21 protein-coding genes are annotated in these 15426 nt (G+C 54.9%); 11 read left to right on the forward strand and 10 right to left on the reverse strand.

The window, feature by feature from the left end:
- Positions 1-97: 97 nt before the first annotated feature.
- Genes CEPID_RS02865 through CEPID_RS02875 form a run of 4 tightly spaced genes read left to right on the forward strand, consistent with a single transcriptional unit; the run spans position 98 to position 2747 of the window.
- Entirely contained in the window at positions 98-823 is a 726-nt protein-coding gene (locus tag CEPID_RS02865; protein WP_047239681.1) for a hypothetical protein, read from the forward strand.
- A gap of 6 nt (positions 824-829) precedes the next feature.
- Complete coding sequence (locus CEPID_RS12825) at positions 830-1405, forward strand: SdpA family antimicrobial peptide system protein (RefSeq protein WP_083984348.1); 576 nt, start codon at positions 830-832, stop codon at positions 1403-1405.
- Positions 1386-2255, forward strand: a complete 870-nt coding sequence (locus CEPID_RS02870; RefSeq protein WP_144413428.1) for a hypothetical protein — start codon at positions 1386-1388, stop codon at positions 2253-2255. The genes CEPID_RS12825 and CEPID_RS02870 overlap by 20 nt, the downstream gene beginning before the upstream one ends.
- 6 nt (positions 2256-2261) lie before the next feature.
- Complete coding sequence (locus tag CEPID_RS02875; protein WP_047239683.1) at positions 2262-2747, forward strand: hypothetical protein; 486 nt, start codon at positions 2262-2264, stop codon at positions 2745-2747.
- An 877-nt stretch (positions 2748-3624) separates the two neighbouring features.
- Here the strand turns inward: CEPID_RS02875 and CEPID_RS02880 are convergent.
- On the reverse strand, positions 3625-4161 hold the full coding sequence (locus tag CEPID_RS02880; protein ID WP_047239684.1) for a hypothetical protein: 537 nt from the start codon (positions 4159-4161) through the stop codon (positions 3625-3627).
- A 91-nt stretch (positions 4162-4252) separates the two neighbouring features.
- On the opposite strand from CEPID_RS02880, the gene CEPID_RS02885 reads away from it, so the two are divergent.
- The 3 genes from CEPID_RS02885 (at position 4253) to CEPID_RS02895 (ending at position 7348) form a co-directional block, all read left to right on the forward strand.
- Complete coding sequence (locus CEPID_RS02885; RefSeq protein ID WP_047241299.1) at positions 4253-5410, forward strand: 5-(carboxyamino)imidazole ribonucleotide synthase; 1158 nt, start codon at positions 4253-4255, stop codon at positions 5408-5410.
- Positions 5411-6400: 990 nt separating this feature from the next.
- Entirely contained in the window at positions 6401-6901 is a 501-nt protein-coding gene (gene purE, locus CEPID_RS02890) for a 5-(carboxyamino)imidazole ribonucleotide mutase (protein WP_047239685.1), read from the forward strand.
- Complete coding sequence (locus CEPID_RS02895; protein ID WP_047239686.1) at positions 6902-7348, forward strand: YdcF family protein; 447 nt, start codon at positions 6902-6904, stop codon at positions 7346-7348.
- On the opposite strand, the gene CEPID_RS02900 is transcribed toward CEPID_RS02895, so the two are convergent.
- From CEPID_RS02900 to CEPID_RS02925, 6 genes are read right to left on the reverse strand one after another with little or no spacing between them, the layout of a single operon-like run.
- Positions 7345-7608, reverse strand: a complete 264-nt coding sequence (locus tag CEPID_RS02900) for a type II toxin-antitoxin system RelE family toxin (RefSeq protein ID WP_047239687.1) — start codon at positions 7606-7608, stop codon at positions 7345-7347. The two genes, CEPID_RS02895 and CEPID_RS02900, sit on opposite strands and share 4 nt — an antisense overlap.
- 7 nt (positions 7609-7615) lie before the next feature.
- Positions 7616-7870 carry a type II toxin-antitoxin system prevent-host-death family antitoxin gene (locus CEPID_RS02905; protein WP_047239688.1) on the reverse strand — a complete coding sequence of 85 codons (255 nt, stop codon included), beginning with the start codon at positions 7868-7870 and terminating at the stop codon, positions 7616-7618.
- A gap of 40 nt (positions 7871-7910) precedes the next feature.
- Complete coding sequence (locus CEPID_RS02910) at positions 7911-8543, reverse strand: response regulator (protein ID WP_047239689.1); 633 nt, start codon at positions 8541-8543, stop codon at positions 7911-7913.
- On the reverse strand, positions 8540-9673 hold the full coding sequence (locus tag CEPID_RS12405) for a sensor histidine kinase (RefSeq protein WP_052843332.1): 1134 nt from the start codon (positions 9671-9673) through the stop codon (positions 8540-8542). Before CEPID_RS12405 ends, CEPID_RS02910 begins: the two co-directional genes overlap by 4 nt.
- 10 nt (positions 9674-9683) lie before the next feature.
- A complete protein-coding gene (locus CEPID_RS02920) occupies positions 9684-10511 on the reverse strand; it encodes a hypothetical protein (RefSeq protein ID WP_047239690.1) in 828 nt (275 codons plus the stop codon).
- A gap of 2 nt (positions 10512-10513) precedes the next feature.
- Positions 10514-11173, reverse strand: a complete 660-nt coding sequence (locus CEPID_RS02925; RefSeq protein WP_047241301.1) for an ABC transporter ATP-binding protein — start codon at positions 11171-11173, stop codon at positions 10514-10516.
- Between the two features lie 130 nt (positions 11174-11303).
- Here CEPID_RS02925 and CEPID_RS02930 point away from each other — a divergent pair, with 130 nt between their 5' ends.
- The gene (locus tag CEPID_RS02930; RefSeq protein WP_047239691.1) at positions 11304-11558 is read left to right on the forward strand and encodes a type II toxin-antitoxin system Phd/YefM family antitoxin; all 255 of its coding nucleotides are present in this window, start codon (positions 11304-11306) and stop codon (positions 11556-11558) included.
- Between the two features lie 5 nt (positions 11559-11563).
- Complete coding sequence (locus tag CEPID_RS12830) at positions 11564-11818, forward strand: Txe/YoeB family addiction module toxin (RefSeq protein WP_083984351.1); 255 nt, start codon at positions 11564-11566, stop codon at positions 11816-11818.
- On the opposite strand, the gene CEPID_RS02940 is transcribed toward CEPID_RS12830, so the two are convergent.
- The 3 genes from CEPID_RS02940 to CEPID_RS02950 all read right to left on the reverse strand — a co-directional run bounded on the left by CEPID_RS02940 (position 11787) and on the right by CEPID_RS02950 (position 13812).
- Complete coding sequence (locus CEPID_RS02940) at positions 11787-12248, reverse strand: hypothetical protein (RefSeq protein WP_047239693.1); 462 nt, start codon at positions 12246-12248, stop codon at positions 11787-11789. The genes CEPID_RS12830 and CEPID_RS02940 overlap by 32 nt on opposite strands.
- Positions 12249-12418: 170 nt before the next feature.
- Complete coding sequence (hypD, locus tag CEPID_RS02945; protein WP_047239694.1) at positions 12419-13552, reverse strand: hydrogenase formation protein HypD; 1134 nt, start codon at positions 13550-13552, stop codon at positions 12419-12421.
- Positions 13549-13812 carry a HypC/HybG/HupF family hydrogenase formation chaperone gene (locus CEPID_RS02950; protein WP_047239695.1) on the reverse strand — a complete coding sequence of 88 codons (264 nt, stop codon included), beginning with the start codon at positions 13810-13812 and terminating at the stop codon, positions 13549-13551. The genes hypD and CEPID_RS02950 overlap by 4 nt, the downstream gene beginning before the upstream one ends.
- A gap of 72 nt (positions 13813-13884) precedes the next feature.
- On the opposite strand from CEPID_RS02950, the gene hypE reads away from it, so the two are divergent.
- Entirely contained in the window at positions 13885-14988 is a 1104-nt protein-coding gene (gene hypE / locus CEPID_RS02955; RefSeq protein ID WP_083984352.1) for a hydrogenase expression/formation protein HypE, read from the forward strand.
- Between the two features lie 74 nt (positions 14989-15062).
- Positions 15063-15365: a hypothetical protein gene (locus CEPID_RS13550; protein ID WP_083984353.1), complete on the forward strand. Its 303-nt coding sequence runs from the start codon at positions 15063-15065 to the stop codon at positions 15363-15365.
- Positions 15366-15426: the final 61 nt, after the last annotated feature.

Consider the following 15426-nt stretch of genomic DNA (forward strand, 5'->3'; position numbering starts at 1 on the left):
ATAGGAACACCCCTAATAAGGGACACTAAACAGTTTTAGGTAGAAAACTAGATTGGGGGCGGCTACTTTGTAATAGGAAAATAGGAAGGGTGGAAGAATGAGGCTAAAGGCATTAATTTCTGTCGTTACTGTATTGGGCATTTCCTTTTCATCGCTGGCGGTGGCAAACTCTGATGAGATGCAGAGACAGATAGCCGATCACCCCAAAGGAAACCAGCAGACAAACATTGGAGCGACTGAGACTGGGAAACAGGCGTTCAAAGCGATCTATTTTGGCACTGGGCCAGAAGCATCGAAGCTCCAGAAGAATTTGAATCTAAATCAATATTTAAGCAATTCGCTGCGGGCTAAGCATACTGAGCTATCCGAAGACGATCAATATCGAGTGCAAGTAGATCTTGTAGTTGATGAACTTTCGCAGAAGAATCCCGAATTTTTCACTACGTTTGGTGAAGGAATTCAAAGCGGTGATCCAAAGAAAGTTGAGCAAACCGTGGATTCTGGTTTCGATTATCTTGACCAACAAGTCGAGGAGCAAGGCACTGCGCCTAATATTGATGGGCGCGCCAACCCTACGTCACTAGTGGCTTTAATTGCGGCGGCCGTATGGGCACTGGTGGTTTGGGACGCCGCTGTAGCCGTGAACTATGCAGTTGCACTTAATGTCGAGGGCCACGTAAATGTGCATCAAAAGACAAATTTCTCAGTTTCTGAGTGGGGACAATCAAATCAAAAAATTCTGAATGGCGAGGGAGGTTCGATCCCTAAAGAAAGAGCGATAGCTGGAGTACTGAAAACATTTACCAATCAGAAAAGCGCCTAATTTGGCATGGCTACACATGAAAAAGTCAAGGTGTCGACCATGCAAATAGCATTGCCCATTTTATTTGCGACGATTTTGGTATTAAGCCTAATCTTTTCGAGTGTGAAGGCTATAGTATGGAGTCCTCAAAAAATTGGAATATGGCAAATTGAATACGCTCAATTGGTTACACCTCAAGGATGGTCCTTCTTTACGAGAAGTGCAAAGGAGCCCAACACCGTCGCTTTTGGAAGCAATGGAAGTCCATTGTCTAAGTTGCCAACTTCACGAACAACCAATGCTTTTGGTCTAAATCGCGAGGGAAGAGCTCAAGGAATTGAAATTGGGCTAATAACAGCATCTATTGGAGAGAAGAGTTTTCACAACTGTAAAGATTTAAACCTTCCGGACTGCCTTGCTGAAGCTAGAAATACAAATTTGGAACCCATAAAAGTCCATAACCCAGTAACGAGACCCTCGCTCTGTGGTGAAGTATTTCTTTTTTCCACTCGACCGTATTCCTATGAGTATCGGAAGTACGTGAAATCGCCTTATTATGGGGAAGGTTGGGTGAAGCTCGAAATTGAATGCCAAGCTAAATAGGATTTCCGTGTTATATATACCACGTGTTAATCCAAATGCCAACTTGTTATTGCGCCGTTCAATTGCTTTAAGTTTGATGCTAACTCTCATATTCACGCCAGTCGAGTTTCTCATTACACCGAGCGCTGTTAATTTAGAACCACTGCGTTGTGAGGGGACATTAAAAAAAGCGCTATTCTTTTGCATCGTACCCGTCGAATTCCTTACTTTGGGCAAATGGGTTGCTGTAGTGCTTTGTGGACTAGTTATTGTTGGTAAATATCTCTTTCTTTCCAGCTTGATTCTTTTCTGGATTTCCAGCACAATGTTTCATATGATTCCCACCTCAGATGGTGGCGAACAAATTGCACTGTGCTTATCAACACTTTTGTTGATCTACAGCCTTGGGGGCCTCGCGGAGACTTTTAAAAAGCGGATTGGTTTTAAAAGCAGAGGGGCTGAGGCGTGGCATTATGTATGGCATTTAATGATTAAGATTCAAATGGCTGTCGTGTATTTTCAGGCAGGTATTGCAAAACTCGGAGTTGAATCATGGGCTGATGGTAGCGAAATTTATTACGACTTACTGAATCCGATGTTTGGCGCAACTGGTTGGCGTTTGAAACTAGCGATGCTGATTGTCGACTATGACTTTATTTTATTAGCTATAACCTGGGGTACAATATCAGCCGAAGTATTTATTTCTTATGCGATCTTTGGGGGTGATTCTGCAAAGAAAGTTGCTTTGACTTTGGCTGTATTGCTACATTCTTCAATTGCCATCTTTCTCGGTATTGTCAGTTTTTCGATTGTGATGATTGGCGGTGCAATTTACGCTTTGCTTCCAGCCAGGTTTGCATACGGAAGATAGGGTGCTATGGGAAAGCTGTTGTACCGTAGTCTGATCTTAAACGTTGCTGTCTGGGTAATTGCGATAGTTCTAGTCCAAGTTCTAAAATTTCAGGTCGTTGATTTGGTGCCAGTGCATTTTGGGCAGAAAGGTAAGCCTGATTTATGGGGAGAACGTACCTTTTTTAATGTATATGGTTGGAGTATTTACGCCATAGGTGTGGTTGCTTTTGGCTTTTTAATCTTTATTTTCCTGACCAATAGCGCTTTTATGAAAGGATCGAACAGCTATTTTGGCGTTGTGCTAGGTAAGGTAATCCTTAATTGCTGTTTTATATATTCCTATTTTTTTTGCTTTCTTTTCATTACTTCAAATTTTGCACCATCGTCCACCATTATGCAGGTCGCTGTTATTTCAACTGCTATCTATTCATTTTTGTTTATTCCGATTCTGTTAGCAATTTCCATAGTGTTAACTGATCGTAAGCTAGGCACTGGCCTTACAGAGATGTAGTTGTTCAATCTCGGATCACACCCCAGGTACTAGCTACGCACTCTAAAGCCGGAAGAGCCGATTTAGTTCTCGTGCAAATGAGAGTTTTGGTTTTAGACGATGCAGCGACCTCAATGGCGCCAGCCAGCTCGCCTGTGGCATGGGAGCCGCCGTCAGAAGCGATGGGATACCTATACACGAACTCGTTCGCGTTTGAATCATTGAAGAACATGGAGCTATTATTACGCCCGTCGGGCGATACGTTGTTTCTCTCGGTGAATGTATTTGGGAAATCAAGGGTTCGAGTTTCTTGACCATGGAGAATCGTGGAATCACTGTATTGAAAATAGGTAGATTGATTCCCGGCCAATGCTTGTCCCCGTAGACGGAGGATCCCGATATGCTACTGGTGTGTTTTCCTTGTGAATCGAAAAGCAGGAAATTGGTCGTTGCCTGTCGATGAATAGGCTCGTAGTGTGGACCGAGGCCAATCAGGGTGCCCCCGCTGCTATTCCATCCGTTGGAAAGATCACCTGTTTGTGTGGTGCTGCATGAGGCACAGAGAAACCCGAAGGAAAAAATCGCTAAAGGGAATTTTTGACTTCTCAACATTTGGTATTCCGCATTTTTGAATTAGGACTCAACTTAGCGTCCAGCCTTCGCAGCGCAGTGCACGCCCCTGCTGTGAGGAACCACTGCCCTACGAAGAAGTAAATACCCGGAATAAACAGGTCCGTCCACATCCCGGAAGTAATAGATAGTTCCCGCGATGATTCTGACGCCAAAGATGATGAATAGTGCATCAGCTAGGAACGACCGAACTGGTGCAAAGTTCACAACCAGCGACAACACAAACGAAGGGATCATCAGGACCAGCCAGGTGAGTATCAGTTCATCGTCAGTGTCGTAACTCACCCCGAACCCGGCAAAGGTGCTGAGGACTATCTCCGGGAGTGGGACTCGCCACCATCGCACCGGCCACAACATATAGGCTCCAGCCGAAGTCTTCAGACGGCTTCGTTTCCAGCTTCGGGGCATCACTCGACCGTGCGCTGATGGTGACTCCCCACGGAATCTCGTCAATGTAGGCAAACAGTCGGGGCGTCTCCTCGTGGGTGAAATCGAAGTGGCTATCCCACGCGGTTGTTTGGGTATCGACTCTCACTGTGATCATCGAAACGAGCATCCACAGGCATTCATTGTCTGTGGTGAGGTCGATTCGGCCACAGGGGAGTTTGTAGGATGCTGCCATCTTAGGTAGGTCAAACACGAGAGGCACATGCAGTGTCCACGATGGTTGGTTCTCCGTGGTCACTACCGCATCGGGATAAAACAGGAGGGCGTCGCTAAGCCACACGTGCTCGCCGAGCTCGATGCTGGAGCCCGCGCACATCTTCTCCCACGCGATTGGAAAACTCTGCCGATCAAAGTCCATAAAACCCTAGGTTATCGGCATGAACAACGAACCGCTATAGTTATTAGCCGTGACTCACAACATCGATAATCCGGCAGCGCACGCACCAGACATGCCAATTCTGTGTGTGATCGGCGATGGGCAATTGGCACGCATGATGCAAACCGCGGCGATTGAGCTTGGACAGTCCGTCCGCGTGCTCGCGAGCTCGCTCGATGCCTCTGCCGCCCAGGTCGCCGCCGATGTTGTGTTGGGCGACTACACCAACCTCGACGAACTTCGCGCGGTCACCGCTGGTTCTACCGCGGTCACCTTTGACCATGAGCACGTGCCAAACGAGCACCTCGAAACCCTCATCGCCGAGGGTATCAACGTGCAGCCGCGCCCGGAGGCGCTGATCAACGCGCAGGACAAGCTGGTCATGCGCACGCGCTTGAAGGAACTCGGTGCTCCGGTGCCTCCATTCGCGGCTATCGAATCCATCGAAGATGCTGAAAAGTTCTGGAATGCCGTCGAAGGCCGCGTGTGCCTGAAGGCTCGCCGCGGCGGCTACGACGGCAAGGGCGTGTGGTTCCCGGTGTCCTTCGATGAACTGAAGGACCTGACCCAAGAGCTTCTTGCCAACGGCACCCCGCTCATGGCGGAAGAAAAGGTCAACCTCGTCCGCGAGCTCTCCGCGATGGTCTCGCGCCGCCCATCCGGCGAGGTCAAGGCCTGGCCGGTGGTGGAATCCATTCAGAAGGACGGCATTTGCTGGTTTGCCATTGCCCCTGCTCCTGGTCTCAAGGAAGAGCTGCGAGCGGAAGCGGAACGAGTAGCCATCAAGACTGCCGAAGTTCTTGGCGTGACCGGCAACCTGGCCGTTGAGCTCTTCGAAACCCCAGAAGGGATCTTCGTCAACGAGCTCGCGATGCGCCCGCATAACACCGGCCACTGGACCCAAAATGGCTGCGTGACTGACCAGTTTGAACAGCACGTCCGCGCTGTGCTGGACATGCCGCTAGGCTCCACGGAAACTCTCCAAGAGTGGACCGTCATGGCAAATGTCCTCGGTGCTCCTGAGGATCCGGAGATGCCGATGCCGGAGCGCATGGTCGAGGTTTGGAAGCGCTTCCCAGATGCGAAGATCCATTTCTACGGCAAGGGCCACCGTCCGGGCCGTAAGATCGGACATGTGAACATGACGGGCGCCGGGGATGTCGAGGAACTTCGTCGTAACGGCGAGCTCGCAGCCCACTTCTTGGTGCACGCTGAGTGGAAGGATCAGTGATGTTGTGGCTATTTTTTGCGCGGCAACGCAAAGAGTAGCCACAATAGCAGGCCTATTGCAGGAAGTGTAACCACGATTAGTCCCCAGAAAACTGCCGAGATAACAGAGTTTTTCTGGAGCTCAATTCCCGCGACAGTCAGTACGATCGCTAGGTGCACGAAGAATAAGCTGGCCCAGGCAAGATCTGCGCCCCAAGGGATAGTTGTTGCGGACGCAAGGTTATGGCATGCAGGAACCACCGATATGTCCTGACGCTTCAGATCGACCGGGGAAAGTGGTTTGACGAGCGCAAGGGTAGTGGTGTGTTCCTGGAATCCATTCTGGTGCGTCCCAGACCTTAAAGTGTCCTTGAGCTACCGATACGCCCCGATCTCCGTAGTTGGTCGCTCCTTGTGCTGAGATCCCTTCAAAAGTATAACCTGGAGCAACCTTTTGACCACTGGCGCCCGTTATGGAATGGGAAGTGATTCGATCGTTTTCTGCACACCAGTGGCTGGATACAAAGAGTCGATATGTTACAAAGCCAAAGTTGCTTCGGTAGTCTTGCTGGATTTGTTGATTCCAACAACCATTGCTTGCTCGCATTGGCATGGCTTGATCGGTAGTGAGCTCAGTTGTTGTCACTGTCGTAGGGGCCATTGCCTCGACGAAGGTGTGTTTCTCAGCATCGGTTAGTTGGGAAAATGTTTGTTCAGGATCTGCCGATTGCATGACATGCGTTACCAGTTGTTCATTGTCCAGCGTATTTGCTGAAGCTACGGCGGGAAAATTTATTGCGGTCAGTAATGCGCAAACGGGTAGGCGGAGTTTTTTTTAATTTCATGGCAAACCTTTCTTGTTGAGGTCTTGCTTGTTGGGACCGGAAAGAGCGGTTGGTCGCCCTTGAGGGCCAGTGTATTTGAAAAATGGAATAATGCAATGCATTTTCAAAAACATGGTGTTACGGGGTGCTGGTAATGTTATGGCGAGCAAGAATTGGAAGGATTAGTAATGGAGCCACTCGTAGGACTCATCATGGGCTCGGATTCGGACTGGCCGACTGTCGAGCCGGCTGCCGAGGTGCTCGCGCAGTTCGATATCCCGTTTGAGGTGGGCGTCGTGAGCGCGCACCGCACCCCGGAGCGCATGTTGGCGTACGCCAAGGAGGCCCACACGCGTGGCCTGAAGTGCATTATTGCCTGCGCCGGTGGCGCGGCGCACCTGCCGGGCATGGTGGCTGCGGCAACCCCGCTGCCGGTCATCGGTATTCCGCGTGCGTTGAAGGATCTCGACGGCATGGATTCGCTGCTGTCGATCGTGCAGATGCCTGGTGGCGTGCCGGTTGCGACCGTCTCCATTGGTGGCGCGAAGAACGCCGGTCTACTGGCCGCGCGCATTCTTTCGGCCGGTGATCCAGGTTTGGTCGAGAAGATGGTCGCCTACCAGGACGCCATGCGCGAAGAAGTACTTGCAAAGGATGAGGCCTTGCGTCAGCGCCTCATGGAGAGCTAGATGCACGAGCCCGTGCTGATCCTGGGCAGCAGGCTTATCGACGGCCGTCCCGGGCGCACCCTTGAGCGGCGACTTACCGCCGCACTGCCTCACATTTCCGATCACGTTGTCGTCTCCGGCCACATGGGGGAGGCCGAGGCGATGCGTGATTGGCTCATTTCTCATGGTGTCCCTTCGGACGTGATCACCGTGGAGAATCAGGCCCGCTCGACCAATGAGAACCTGGAGCATGCTTTCAGCGTTTTGAAGGGCTACCCACGTTGGATCGTCGTGACCAGCGATTTCCATGCCTGGCGCACCAAGATGTGGGCGTGGCACCACGGCATTTCTATTGACTTGGTGACCGCTCGCACGCCGGTTTCTAAAGCGCCGAAAATGTGGATACGAGAAGCCTTCGCGCTCCCGCATTCCTTGGGGAGGATCCTGTGGCGGAAGCTGCGGGGTTAAAAGTCGCGGTACACTTCGCATCGATGCCCGATGGCCAACACGAGAATGAGCAATACGCCGTCTTGAATCTCGTAAATAATGCGGAAATTGCCAACTCGGATCCGCAATTCGCCAGCTCCGCCCATAATTTTCTTGACACCAGCTGGGCGGGGATCATTTTGGAGTCGTTCGATCGTTCGAACTATTGATACCTGTTCCTTCTTCTGAAGCTTTCGCAGGCTCTTTGCAGCGGCGTTGGAGTATCTGATGCCGTAAGTCATCTATGGCCTACTGGTCGATGCCGAGTTCCGCCTTCAGTTCCTCATGGCTGATTGTCACGGTTTCCTCGCGAGCTTTCGCTGCTGCGGCGATGTCGTCTCTGTCTTCCAAAGCTTCGATCGCCGCCTCATAAAACTCTTGGGAAACGAGTACTGCTCGGGGACGGGTGCCACGGCTCAAAATTGAAACGGGTTCCCGCTGGGCGACATCGATGTATCGACTCATTTCAGATCGAAACTTGGAGGACGTGATGCTGGTGGTCATTATCTGAAGTGTACGAGATGTACAAGTTGTACGTCAATGCCTAGCTCACCACTCCAGCCCGAAACGCCCAGATCACGAGCTGCACCCTTGAACTGGCCCCGACTTTCGCCATCGCGGACGACAAGTGAGTTTTCACTGTAGAAGGCTCCAAGTACAACTCCCGCCCGATTTCGATGTTGGTGAGGCCCTGCCCCAGCGCCCGAACGCAGTCGAGCTCGCGTGCCGTGAGCAGCTCTGAATCCACCACGGCACGCGCTTTTCGACGCCCGAATTCCGCAATCACACGTTTTGTGACCGCAGCATCCACCATGCCTTCTCCTGAAGCCGCTCGTTTGACGCCCTCGATGAGGTCAGCCATCGGAGAGTCCTTGAGCATGACGCCGCAGGCGCCAGCTTCGAGCGCGCCAAAGACGTATTCGTCAAGGTCAAAGGTGGTGATCACGATGATCGCAGGCGGATTCTCTTGCTTGTTAATCTCCGTGGTGGCGTAGATGCCATCCCCATCGGGCATGCGGATGTCCATGCACACCACGTCGACGTCGCGGGCCTTCGCAATGGCCTCATTCCCGGAAGCTGCCTCGGCCACCACGGTGATTTCTCCGGTGGCCTCGAAGATCGCTTTGAGACCCTGCCTGATCAGTGGCTGATCATCTACCAAAAGCACTCGAATCATGGCTTCCTCCACTTGATGCGTACGAGCCAGCCGTCGGCGGTTGGTCCGTTGAATGCGGTGGCACCAACCGCATGGGCACGTTCTTGGATGCTGATGATGCCGCGCCCTGATTCGCCTCGTTCAAAAGAACCTGACGTTAAAACACACAGTTCATCATCGCTCAAGGTCACGGTTACTGGAGCGCCGGCAGCATGCTTGCGTGCATTGGTGAGCGCCTCCTGGGTGATCCGGTACGCAGCAACTCGTTCAGCACCCGACAACACCGATGTGTCAGAAAAGGCTACCTCCTGTCCCAACCCACGAACTTCCGAGATCAACGCAGGCAAATCTGTAGGTTGCGGAACTCGAGAAACCTCGGCATCGGTGACAGAAAGCTTGCCCACCGTTGCGCGGACATCCTGCAGTGCCTTCGTGATGGATGAAGTCACGTGATCCAAATGCTCTTTGGACGCACGGGGATTGACGTCGATAAGCGCGCGTGCTGCTTGGGCCTGGATGGCGATGGCGGAGAGGTGGTGGGCGGTGGTGTCGTGGAGTTCGCGGGCGATACGGGCGCGCTCCTCGATGATGGCGTTGCGTTCGGCCAGCTCTGCCTGACGGGCGAGGGACTCGGTGAGTTCGCGGCTATTGCGGACCGCAAGACCGATGGCGAACATGACGACGAGCGGAAGCAGCCAGCCGAGTGCGGTGAGCAGGGCGAAAAGCGTCGGGTTCATGTCACCCAAAACTGGGGTGGTGAAAGCCCGGGCGATGCCAATCGTGAGGCCCGCAATCACAAGAAGCGCGATGTCGCGGGTCTTCGAACGGGTATGAAGCGCCAATGAAAACGCAGCAACCGTGGCGGCGATGCCGTTGTAGCCCAGGCTCTGCTCGCCGGTGACCAGGCAATAGAGGGGAAGCAGGAGTTCAGCTGCCGAGATACCGAGTATCACGAGGACCGGGAAATGGCGGCGCCACAGCAGCATGCTCGCTTTGGCAACAATGGTCAACAGGATGAGCCAAAACTGCACCGGAGAGACTGCGAAACTGAAGGTCGCTGGCGCCACCGTGTGGGACATCAGGAATCCGAACAGGTCCAGTCCCAGCGCGATGGCGGCTACCGAAATGTCCCTAGTAGAAGGGCGATTCATAACATCCATGTTAGAGGTTTGCGCGAGTGAATCGGGCAAGTCCAAGGCCCATGCTGAGTGCCGCCCACGCGCCAAGTGCACTGATGCCGACCCACGGATTGAGTGTTTGCGTCAGGCCTTGGCCGCCGGCGATCGTGACGGCAGAAGTCGGCAGCCAGCTGTACGCATAAGGATCCCAGCCAGCCATGGCGCCGACGGTTCCGAAGATCACTCCAGCCATCACCACAGCGACGACAATACCGATCGCAGAACCCACCTTGCGCACGGCCAGCACCACACCAGTGAGCGCGAGAGCCAGCAGCACAACGGCCAAAGTGCCGCGCAGCCACATCATCGCCACATCTGCGGTCGGAGCAACCAAGGACGCATCGCTCATGGGAGCCGCGACCAGGGCAATCAAGGCACTGAAGATGCATGCCCCGACGCACACAAGCAGGACGGAGCACAGCACTGCGGCTGTCAGAGACAGTGCCCACTTCAAACGCGAACCTGTTCCGACCACTTTCCACACCACAGCGCCACTGGAAAAGGCGTAGCTAGCTGCAGTGATGGTGAGCGCGACGATGGCGATGATAAAAATTGAGATACTAGAGGATTGCCCGGATCCGGTGATGTCGAGGGCTGCCAGCTGGAATCCGGCCTTGGCCGGGTCGGAGGCGTCGATAAGCGCCTGTACCTGCTGGCCTGCGGGGCCGTCACCGGCTTGCGGCGGGTCGATCTTGAGCAGGAATGGCAGCGACCATTGCAGGGTGGCGCCGACGCCGGCCATGAGGATCGCGAGGATAGATACGACCAGCATGTTTGGCAGGTGACGCAGGGTGTAAAGTTCGGATTTCATGGCTAGCCTTTCGTGGTGTGGGCGAAGTAGGTGGCTTCGAGATCGGGGATGTCGGCGACCGCGCCGGTGAAAGTGGTGTGGCCGCGGGCGATGATGACAACGTCGTCGGCAATGGCCGCAGCTTCGGCCAGGTGGTGGGTGGCCATGAGGACGGCCTTGCCCCGGTCAGCTTCGGCGCGCATGAGCTGGCCGAACCAGCGGATGCCGTCGGGGTCCAGACCCGAGGACGGCTCGTCCAGGATGATGATGTCCGGATCCTGCAGCAGCGCGCCTGCCAGTGCAATTCGCCGCTTCATGCCAAGCGAGAACGTCTTGATGAGCCGGTCGCAGCGGTGCGCCATGTCGACAAGCTCCAGGACTTCCTGCACCCGCCGCTTGTCGACGCCATAAAGGTGCGCCATCGCTTGGAGATGCCTGCGTCCAGTGAGAGTTGGGACGAGGCCACCGTCGTCAAGGAGGAGACCGATGCGACCATTGATCTCTTTGGTGCCGGTCGATTTCACCAGGCCGAGCGTGGCACGCAATGTGGTCGACTTGCCTGCACCATTGGGGCCGAGCAGGGCAGTGATTCGGCCAGGAGCTGCAGTGAGATTCGCCCCGTGTACAACCTCATGTCCGTTAAAGGAGACCGTGATGTCTCGTGCTGTGAATGTGGTGTTCATGCCTTTTACGCTATTGAGCAATGGCATGAAAAACATCGGCTAAGCAGGCAGTCTTTGGTTTCCGCCATCTGGGGGAGGTTTACTTCGCCGAGGATGGGATGTACTGTTTTTTGTACAGGAGGTGTTTGCTATGAAGACGATCAGTTACACCGAGTCGCGTGCGAATTATGCGCGGGTACTGGATGAAGTTGTCAATGATCGCGAACCTGTCACCATTACGCGGGCGGGCCACGAATCTGTCGTGATGATGTCCCTAGATGATTACTCGTCATTGCAGGAAACCGCTTACCTTATGCGTTCTCCGGCAAATGCCCGACGGCTTTTCGACGCGCTGGAGCGTGTGAAAGCTGGGGATGTAACAGAGCACGAGCTCATTGAGGACTAAGGTTCATGCTCCTCACTTGGGATGAGAATGTCTGGGAAGATTATCTGTGGTGGCAAGCGCACGACCGGAAAGTCTTGAAGCGGATCAATACTCTGATCAAGGACATTGCCAGGAATGGCAACGAGGGAATCGGTAAGCCCGAGCCACTGAAACATGAATTTGCCGGATTCTGGTCTCGACGAATCACTGAAGAGCATCGCCTCGTCTACCGAGCGAGCGAAAACGAAATCACTGTGCTGGCTTGTCGTTACCATTACTAGTTTTAGTCAGACGGGCTCGAGGCCGCCACGCGAAAGCAATCGCAGGGCAGATGAGTACGGCCATTCCGATGGGTTGAATGGTGTTGGGGCCTTCCTCCTGGAAGACGTATCCAATGAGCGGGAACGCGATGGCAAACCAGAGCGCGCACAATACTGCGAATGCCAGCAAAACCCATCGCCAAGAAGATCGCTCATCAACAGGTTCCTGGGGGACCAGCAATGCGCCCAAGCGGCGAAGAGCTGCAGAAACCGCTGCAACAACTCCTCCGTACGGTGCGACGAGTCCAAGGACCGCAGTCACGCTCAGAATTGGTTCGCCGCGCAGCGGGATTGAATACTTGTAGATGACTGCTATCGATGCGACGGCTAATAGCGCATCAACCCAAAAGGAGCGGATGCTGACTCGCTGCAGCAAGGGGAAGAAGAACACCGAGGAAATCGATCCCAGTAAAGCGAGGCCGGCCTACGGGCTCAGATCGAGAGGGAGGAAGTGGGCAACTACTGCCACCAACAGAAGCGCAATCTCGAGCAGCGGGTATCGCCACGTCGGGATGCTCGCTAGTGGGGCAGCAGATTTCCGCACTCTCTACCTCGTTGTTGCTAGTTCTGCGCCAGCTGCGCCGTCTCCTGTCGATCCAATCGACCGAAGTTGTAGTACGCCGCGCAGGCGCCTTCAGGGGAGACCATGCAGGTGCCAATCGGGGTTTGCGGAGTGCAGGCGGTGCCGAATACCTTGCACTGCCATGGCTTGATGCGTCCGGTGAGGACGGAGCCGCATTCGCAGGCGGCGGGGTCTTCGACGCGTCGGCCCGGTACGTTGAACTTCTTTTCGGCATCCCACTTCGCATATTCAGGGGCGATGCCCATGCCGGAGTTGTCGAGCCAACCGAGGCCGCGCCATTCGAAGGTGTCGCGCAGGGTGAATACGCGGTCGAGCAGCGCCTTAGCAGCCGGGTTGCCCTCTGCACGAACGACGCGGGCGTACTGGTTGTCCACGCGCTTTGGCTCGTCGTGTGCGAACTGGGAAACGAGCATGGCTACGGCCTGCAGTACGTCGAGAGGCTCGAAGCCTGCTACGGCGCAGGGCATGCCAAACTCCTCGACGAGGAAATCGAAGGCGTGGGTGCCGATGATGGTGGATACGTGACCTGGGCCGATGAAGCCGTCCACCTTCGTCTCGCCCCCGTTGACGATCGCGCGCAGCGGTGGCTCGATGGTGACGTGGTTGGAGAAGATGGAGAAATTATCGATGTCCTTCTTGCACGCAGTCTCCAAGGTCACGGCAGTGGAAGGCGTGGTGGTTTCGAATCCGACGGCGAAGAACACCACTTCTTTAGAGGGGTTGTCCTCGGCGAGCTTCAACGCATCGAGCGGGGAGTAGACGAAGCGGACATCGCAGCCTTTGGCACGGGCTTGCATCAAGGATTCGTTTGAACCCGGCACGCGCATCATGTCACCAAAGGTGGTGAGGATGACGTTCGGCTGGTTGGCGAGCCAAATGGCGTCGTCAATGCGTCCCATGGGGATCACGCACACGGGGCAACCCGGGCCGTGGACGAGCTCCACGTTTTCCGGCAGCAGGTTCTCCAGCCCGTAGCGGTAGATCGTGTGGGTGTGGCCACCGCAGACTTCCATCAGACGGATTGGCTCGTCAAGCAAGGCAGCGTCATGTTCGATGCGTTTCAACAGGGCTTTTGCGGCATCTGGGTCGCGGAATTCGTCGACGAATTTCAAATCGAACTCTCCTTAAACGCATCCAACTCGTCCTCGAAAGTGTTCGCGCCGAGCTGTTTGATCTGTTGCAGCGTCAGCTGTGCTTCGTCTTCGTCGATCTTGCTGAGCGCGAAACCTACGTGGACGAGCACCCACTCGCCGATCGCAAGAGGTTCGGTCATGAGGTCGGTGGAGATCATGCGGGTCACGCCACTGATCGAGACTTTCGCGCGCGCGGGCTCGGGAATTTCCACGATTTGCGCTGGCACACCAAGGCACATAAGTCCTCCTTTGAATATGGTTCAAGCTTAGCAGCGCTACCATGGGATCAGCCTAGGAGCGAAGGAGTAGTCGTGGACCCGAAGAACCGGCTTAACGAGGACGAATCCCGCGTCAACCTCAACATTTCCAAGGTGCGCTCGCGCCCATTCCGACTGCTGGAAGATCGCGTAACTCTCGCCCACGGCGCAGGCGGAAAGTCCTCAGCAGCGCTCGTTGAACAGGTCTTTTTCGACGCTTACGGCAACGACCTGCTTGCCCAAGGCGGAGATAGTTCCGTGGTCACTGCTGCCTCGCTTATCGACGCCCATGGCTCCTCCATCGCCATGTCCACCGACTCTTATGTGGTCAACCCCATCGAATTCCCGGGTGGCAACATCGGCGAATTGGCGATCAACGGCACAGTCAATGACCTGTCCGTGGCCGGTGCTGTGCCAAAGCTCATATCGGTGGCGTTCATCCTGGAGGAGGGACTGGAGTTCTCCGAGCTGCGTCGCATCGTGTTGTCGATGAAGGAGGCCGCCGATAAGGCGGGTGTTGTTATTGCCACCGGTGACACGAAGGTTGTGCCGAAGGGGGCGGGCGACAAAGTGTACATCACCACTGCTGGAATCGGCGTGATTCCGCCGTCTCGTATCCTGGGCTTTGATCAGATTCAGGTGGGGGATCGCATTATTGTTTCCGGCCCTATAGCCGACCATGGCATGGCCGTGATGATGGCGCGTGGTGACCTCGCTATTGAAGCGCCGATCGAGTCCGATACCCAGGCGGTTAACGGCCTGGTCGAGGCCCTGATTGAGGCCGCCGACGTGCGCTGGATGCGCGATGCCACCCGCGGGGGCCTCGCGACCTCCATGAACGAGATGGCTCGGGCTACGGGACTGGCTGCGGTGTTGGAGGACTCCAAGATTCCAGTTCGGGACATGACCCGCGGTGCCTGTGACATGCTGGGCATCGATCCGCTGTACGTGGCGAATGAAGGAACTTTTGCAGCTGTGGTATCTGAAGAGACTGCGGACGCTGCTGTTGCTGCGCTGCGGGAGGCCGGCGCAGAGGGCGCGTGCATTATTGGTCGGGTGGAGGCCCAACCGGCGGCTTCGGTCGTGTTGGTCACCGGGTTTGGCGGGACGCGAATGGTGGACATGCTGGTTGGGGACCCGCTGCCTCGGATTTGTTAAGGAGGCTTCCCTTCAGCGCGTTTTCAATATAAGCTTGTAATTGAAAACATGCTGCTAGTTGAAAGGCGACAATCATGTCCCACACCATTCACGAAAACCATGACCACCAGCACGGCCCAGACTGCGGCCATACTGCCGTAAAGCACGGCGACCATGTCGACTACGCCCACGACGGTCACCTCCACCGCGAGCATGAGGGACACTGGGACGAGTGCGTGCCAGCTGACGTGCACGAAGTCCACGCAGACCACGACCACGAGCATGGTCCAGACTGTGGCCACGAGGCTGTGCAACACGGCGACCACGTTGACTACATTCATGACGGCCATCTGCACCACAAGCACGAAGACCACTGGGATGAGTGCGTCTCTGCTTAAGCGGTAGCCGTAATTAAAATTCGACATTCTGGCCCGGAAGACTCCGGTTTGAACGGCCACA

It is taken from the genome of Corynebacterium epidermidicanis (genome assembly GCF_001021025.1).
In the GTDB taxonomy this organism is placed as follows: Bacteria; Actinomycetota; Actinomycetes; order Mycobacteriales; family Mycobacteriaceae; genus Corynebacterium; species Corynebacterium epidermidicanis.

Coding starts and splice junctions, on each gene's coding strand:
- purE (WP_047239685.1), top strand. CDS start 6,401: ATGGAGCCACTCGTAGGACTCATCATGGGCTCGGATTCGGACTGGCCG.
- CEPID_RS02910 (WP_047239689.1), bottom strand. CDS start 8,543: ATGATTCGAGTGCTTTTGGTAGATGATCAGCCACTGATCAGGCAGGGT.
- CEPID_RS02895 (WP_047239686.1), top strand. CDS start 6,902: ATGCACGAGCCCGTGCTGATCCTGGGCAGCAGGCTTATCGACGGCCGT.
- CEPID_RS12825 (WP_083984348.1), top strand. CDS start 830: ATGGCTACACATGAAAAAGTCAAGGTGTCGACCATGCAAATAGCATTG.
- CEPID_RS02900 (WP_047239687.1), bottom strand. CDS start 7,608: ATGACTTACGGCATCAGATACTCCAACGCCGCTGCAAAGAGCCTGCGA.
- CEPID_RS12405 (WP_052843332.1), bottom strand. CDS start 9,673: ATGAATCGCCCTTCTACTAGGGACATTTCGGTAGCCGCCATCGCGCTG.
- CEPID_RS02930 (WP_047239691.1), top strand. CDS start 11,304: ATGAAGACGATCAGTTACACCGAGTCGCGTGCGAATTATGCGCGGGTA.
- CEPID_RS02865 (WP_047239681.1), top strand. CDS start 98: ATGAGGCTAAAGGCATTAATTTCTGTCGTTACTGTATTGGGCATTTCC.
- CEPID_RS02920 (WP_047239690.1), bottom strand. CDS start 10,511: ATGAAATCCGAACTTTACACCCTGCGTCACCTGCCAAACATGCTGGTC.
- CEPID_RS02925 (WP_047241301.1), bottom strand. CDS start 11,173: ATGAACACCACATTCACAGCACGAGACATCACGGTCTCCTTTAACGGA.
- CEPID_RS02885 (WP_047241299.1), top strand. CDS start 4,253: ATGCCAATTCTGTGTGTGATCGGCGATGGGCAATTGGCACGCATGATG.
- CEPID_RS13550 (WP_083984353.1), top strand. CDS start 15,063: ATGTCCCACACCATTCACGAAAACCATGACCACCAGCACGGCCCAGAC.
- CEPID_RS02905 (WP_047239688.1), bottom strand. CDS start 7,870: ATGACCACCAGCATCACGTCCTCCAAGTTTCGATCTGAAATGAGTCGA.
- CEPID_RS12830 (WP_083984351.1), top strand. CDS start 11,564: ATGCTCCTCACTTGGGATGAGAATGTCTGGGAAGATTATCTGTGGTGG.
- CEPID_RS02950 (WP_047239695.1), bottom strand. CDS start 13,812: ATGTGCCTTGGTGTGCCAGCGCAAATCGTGGAAATTCCCGAGCCCGCG.
- CEPID_RS02880 (WP_047239684.1), bottom strand. CDS start 4,161: ATGGACTTTGATCGGCAGAGTTTTCCAATCGCGTGGGAGAAGATGTGC.
- CEPID_RS02875 (WP_047239683.1), top strand. CDS start 2,262: ATGGGAAAGCTGTTGTACCGTAGTCTGATCTTAAACGTTGCTGTCTGG.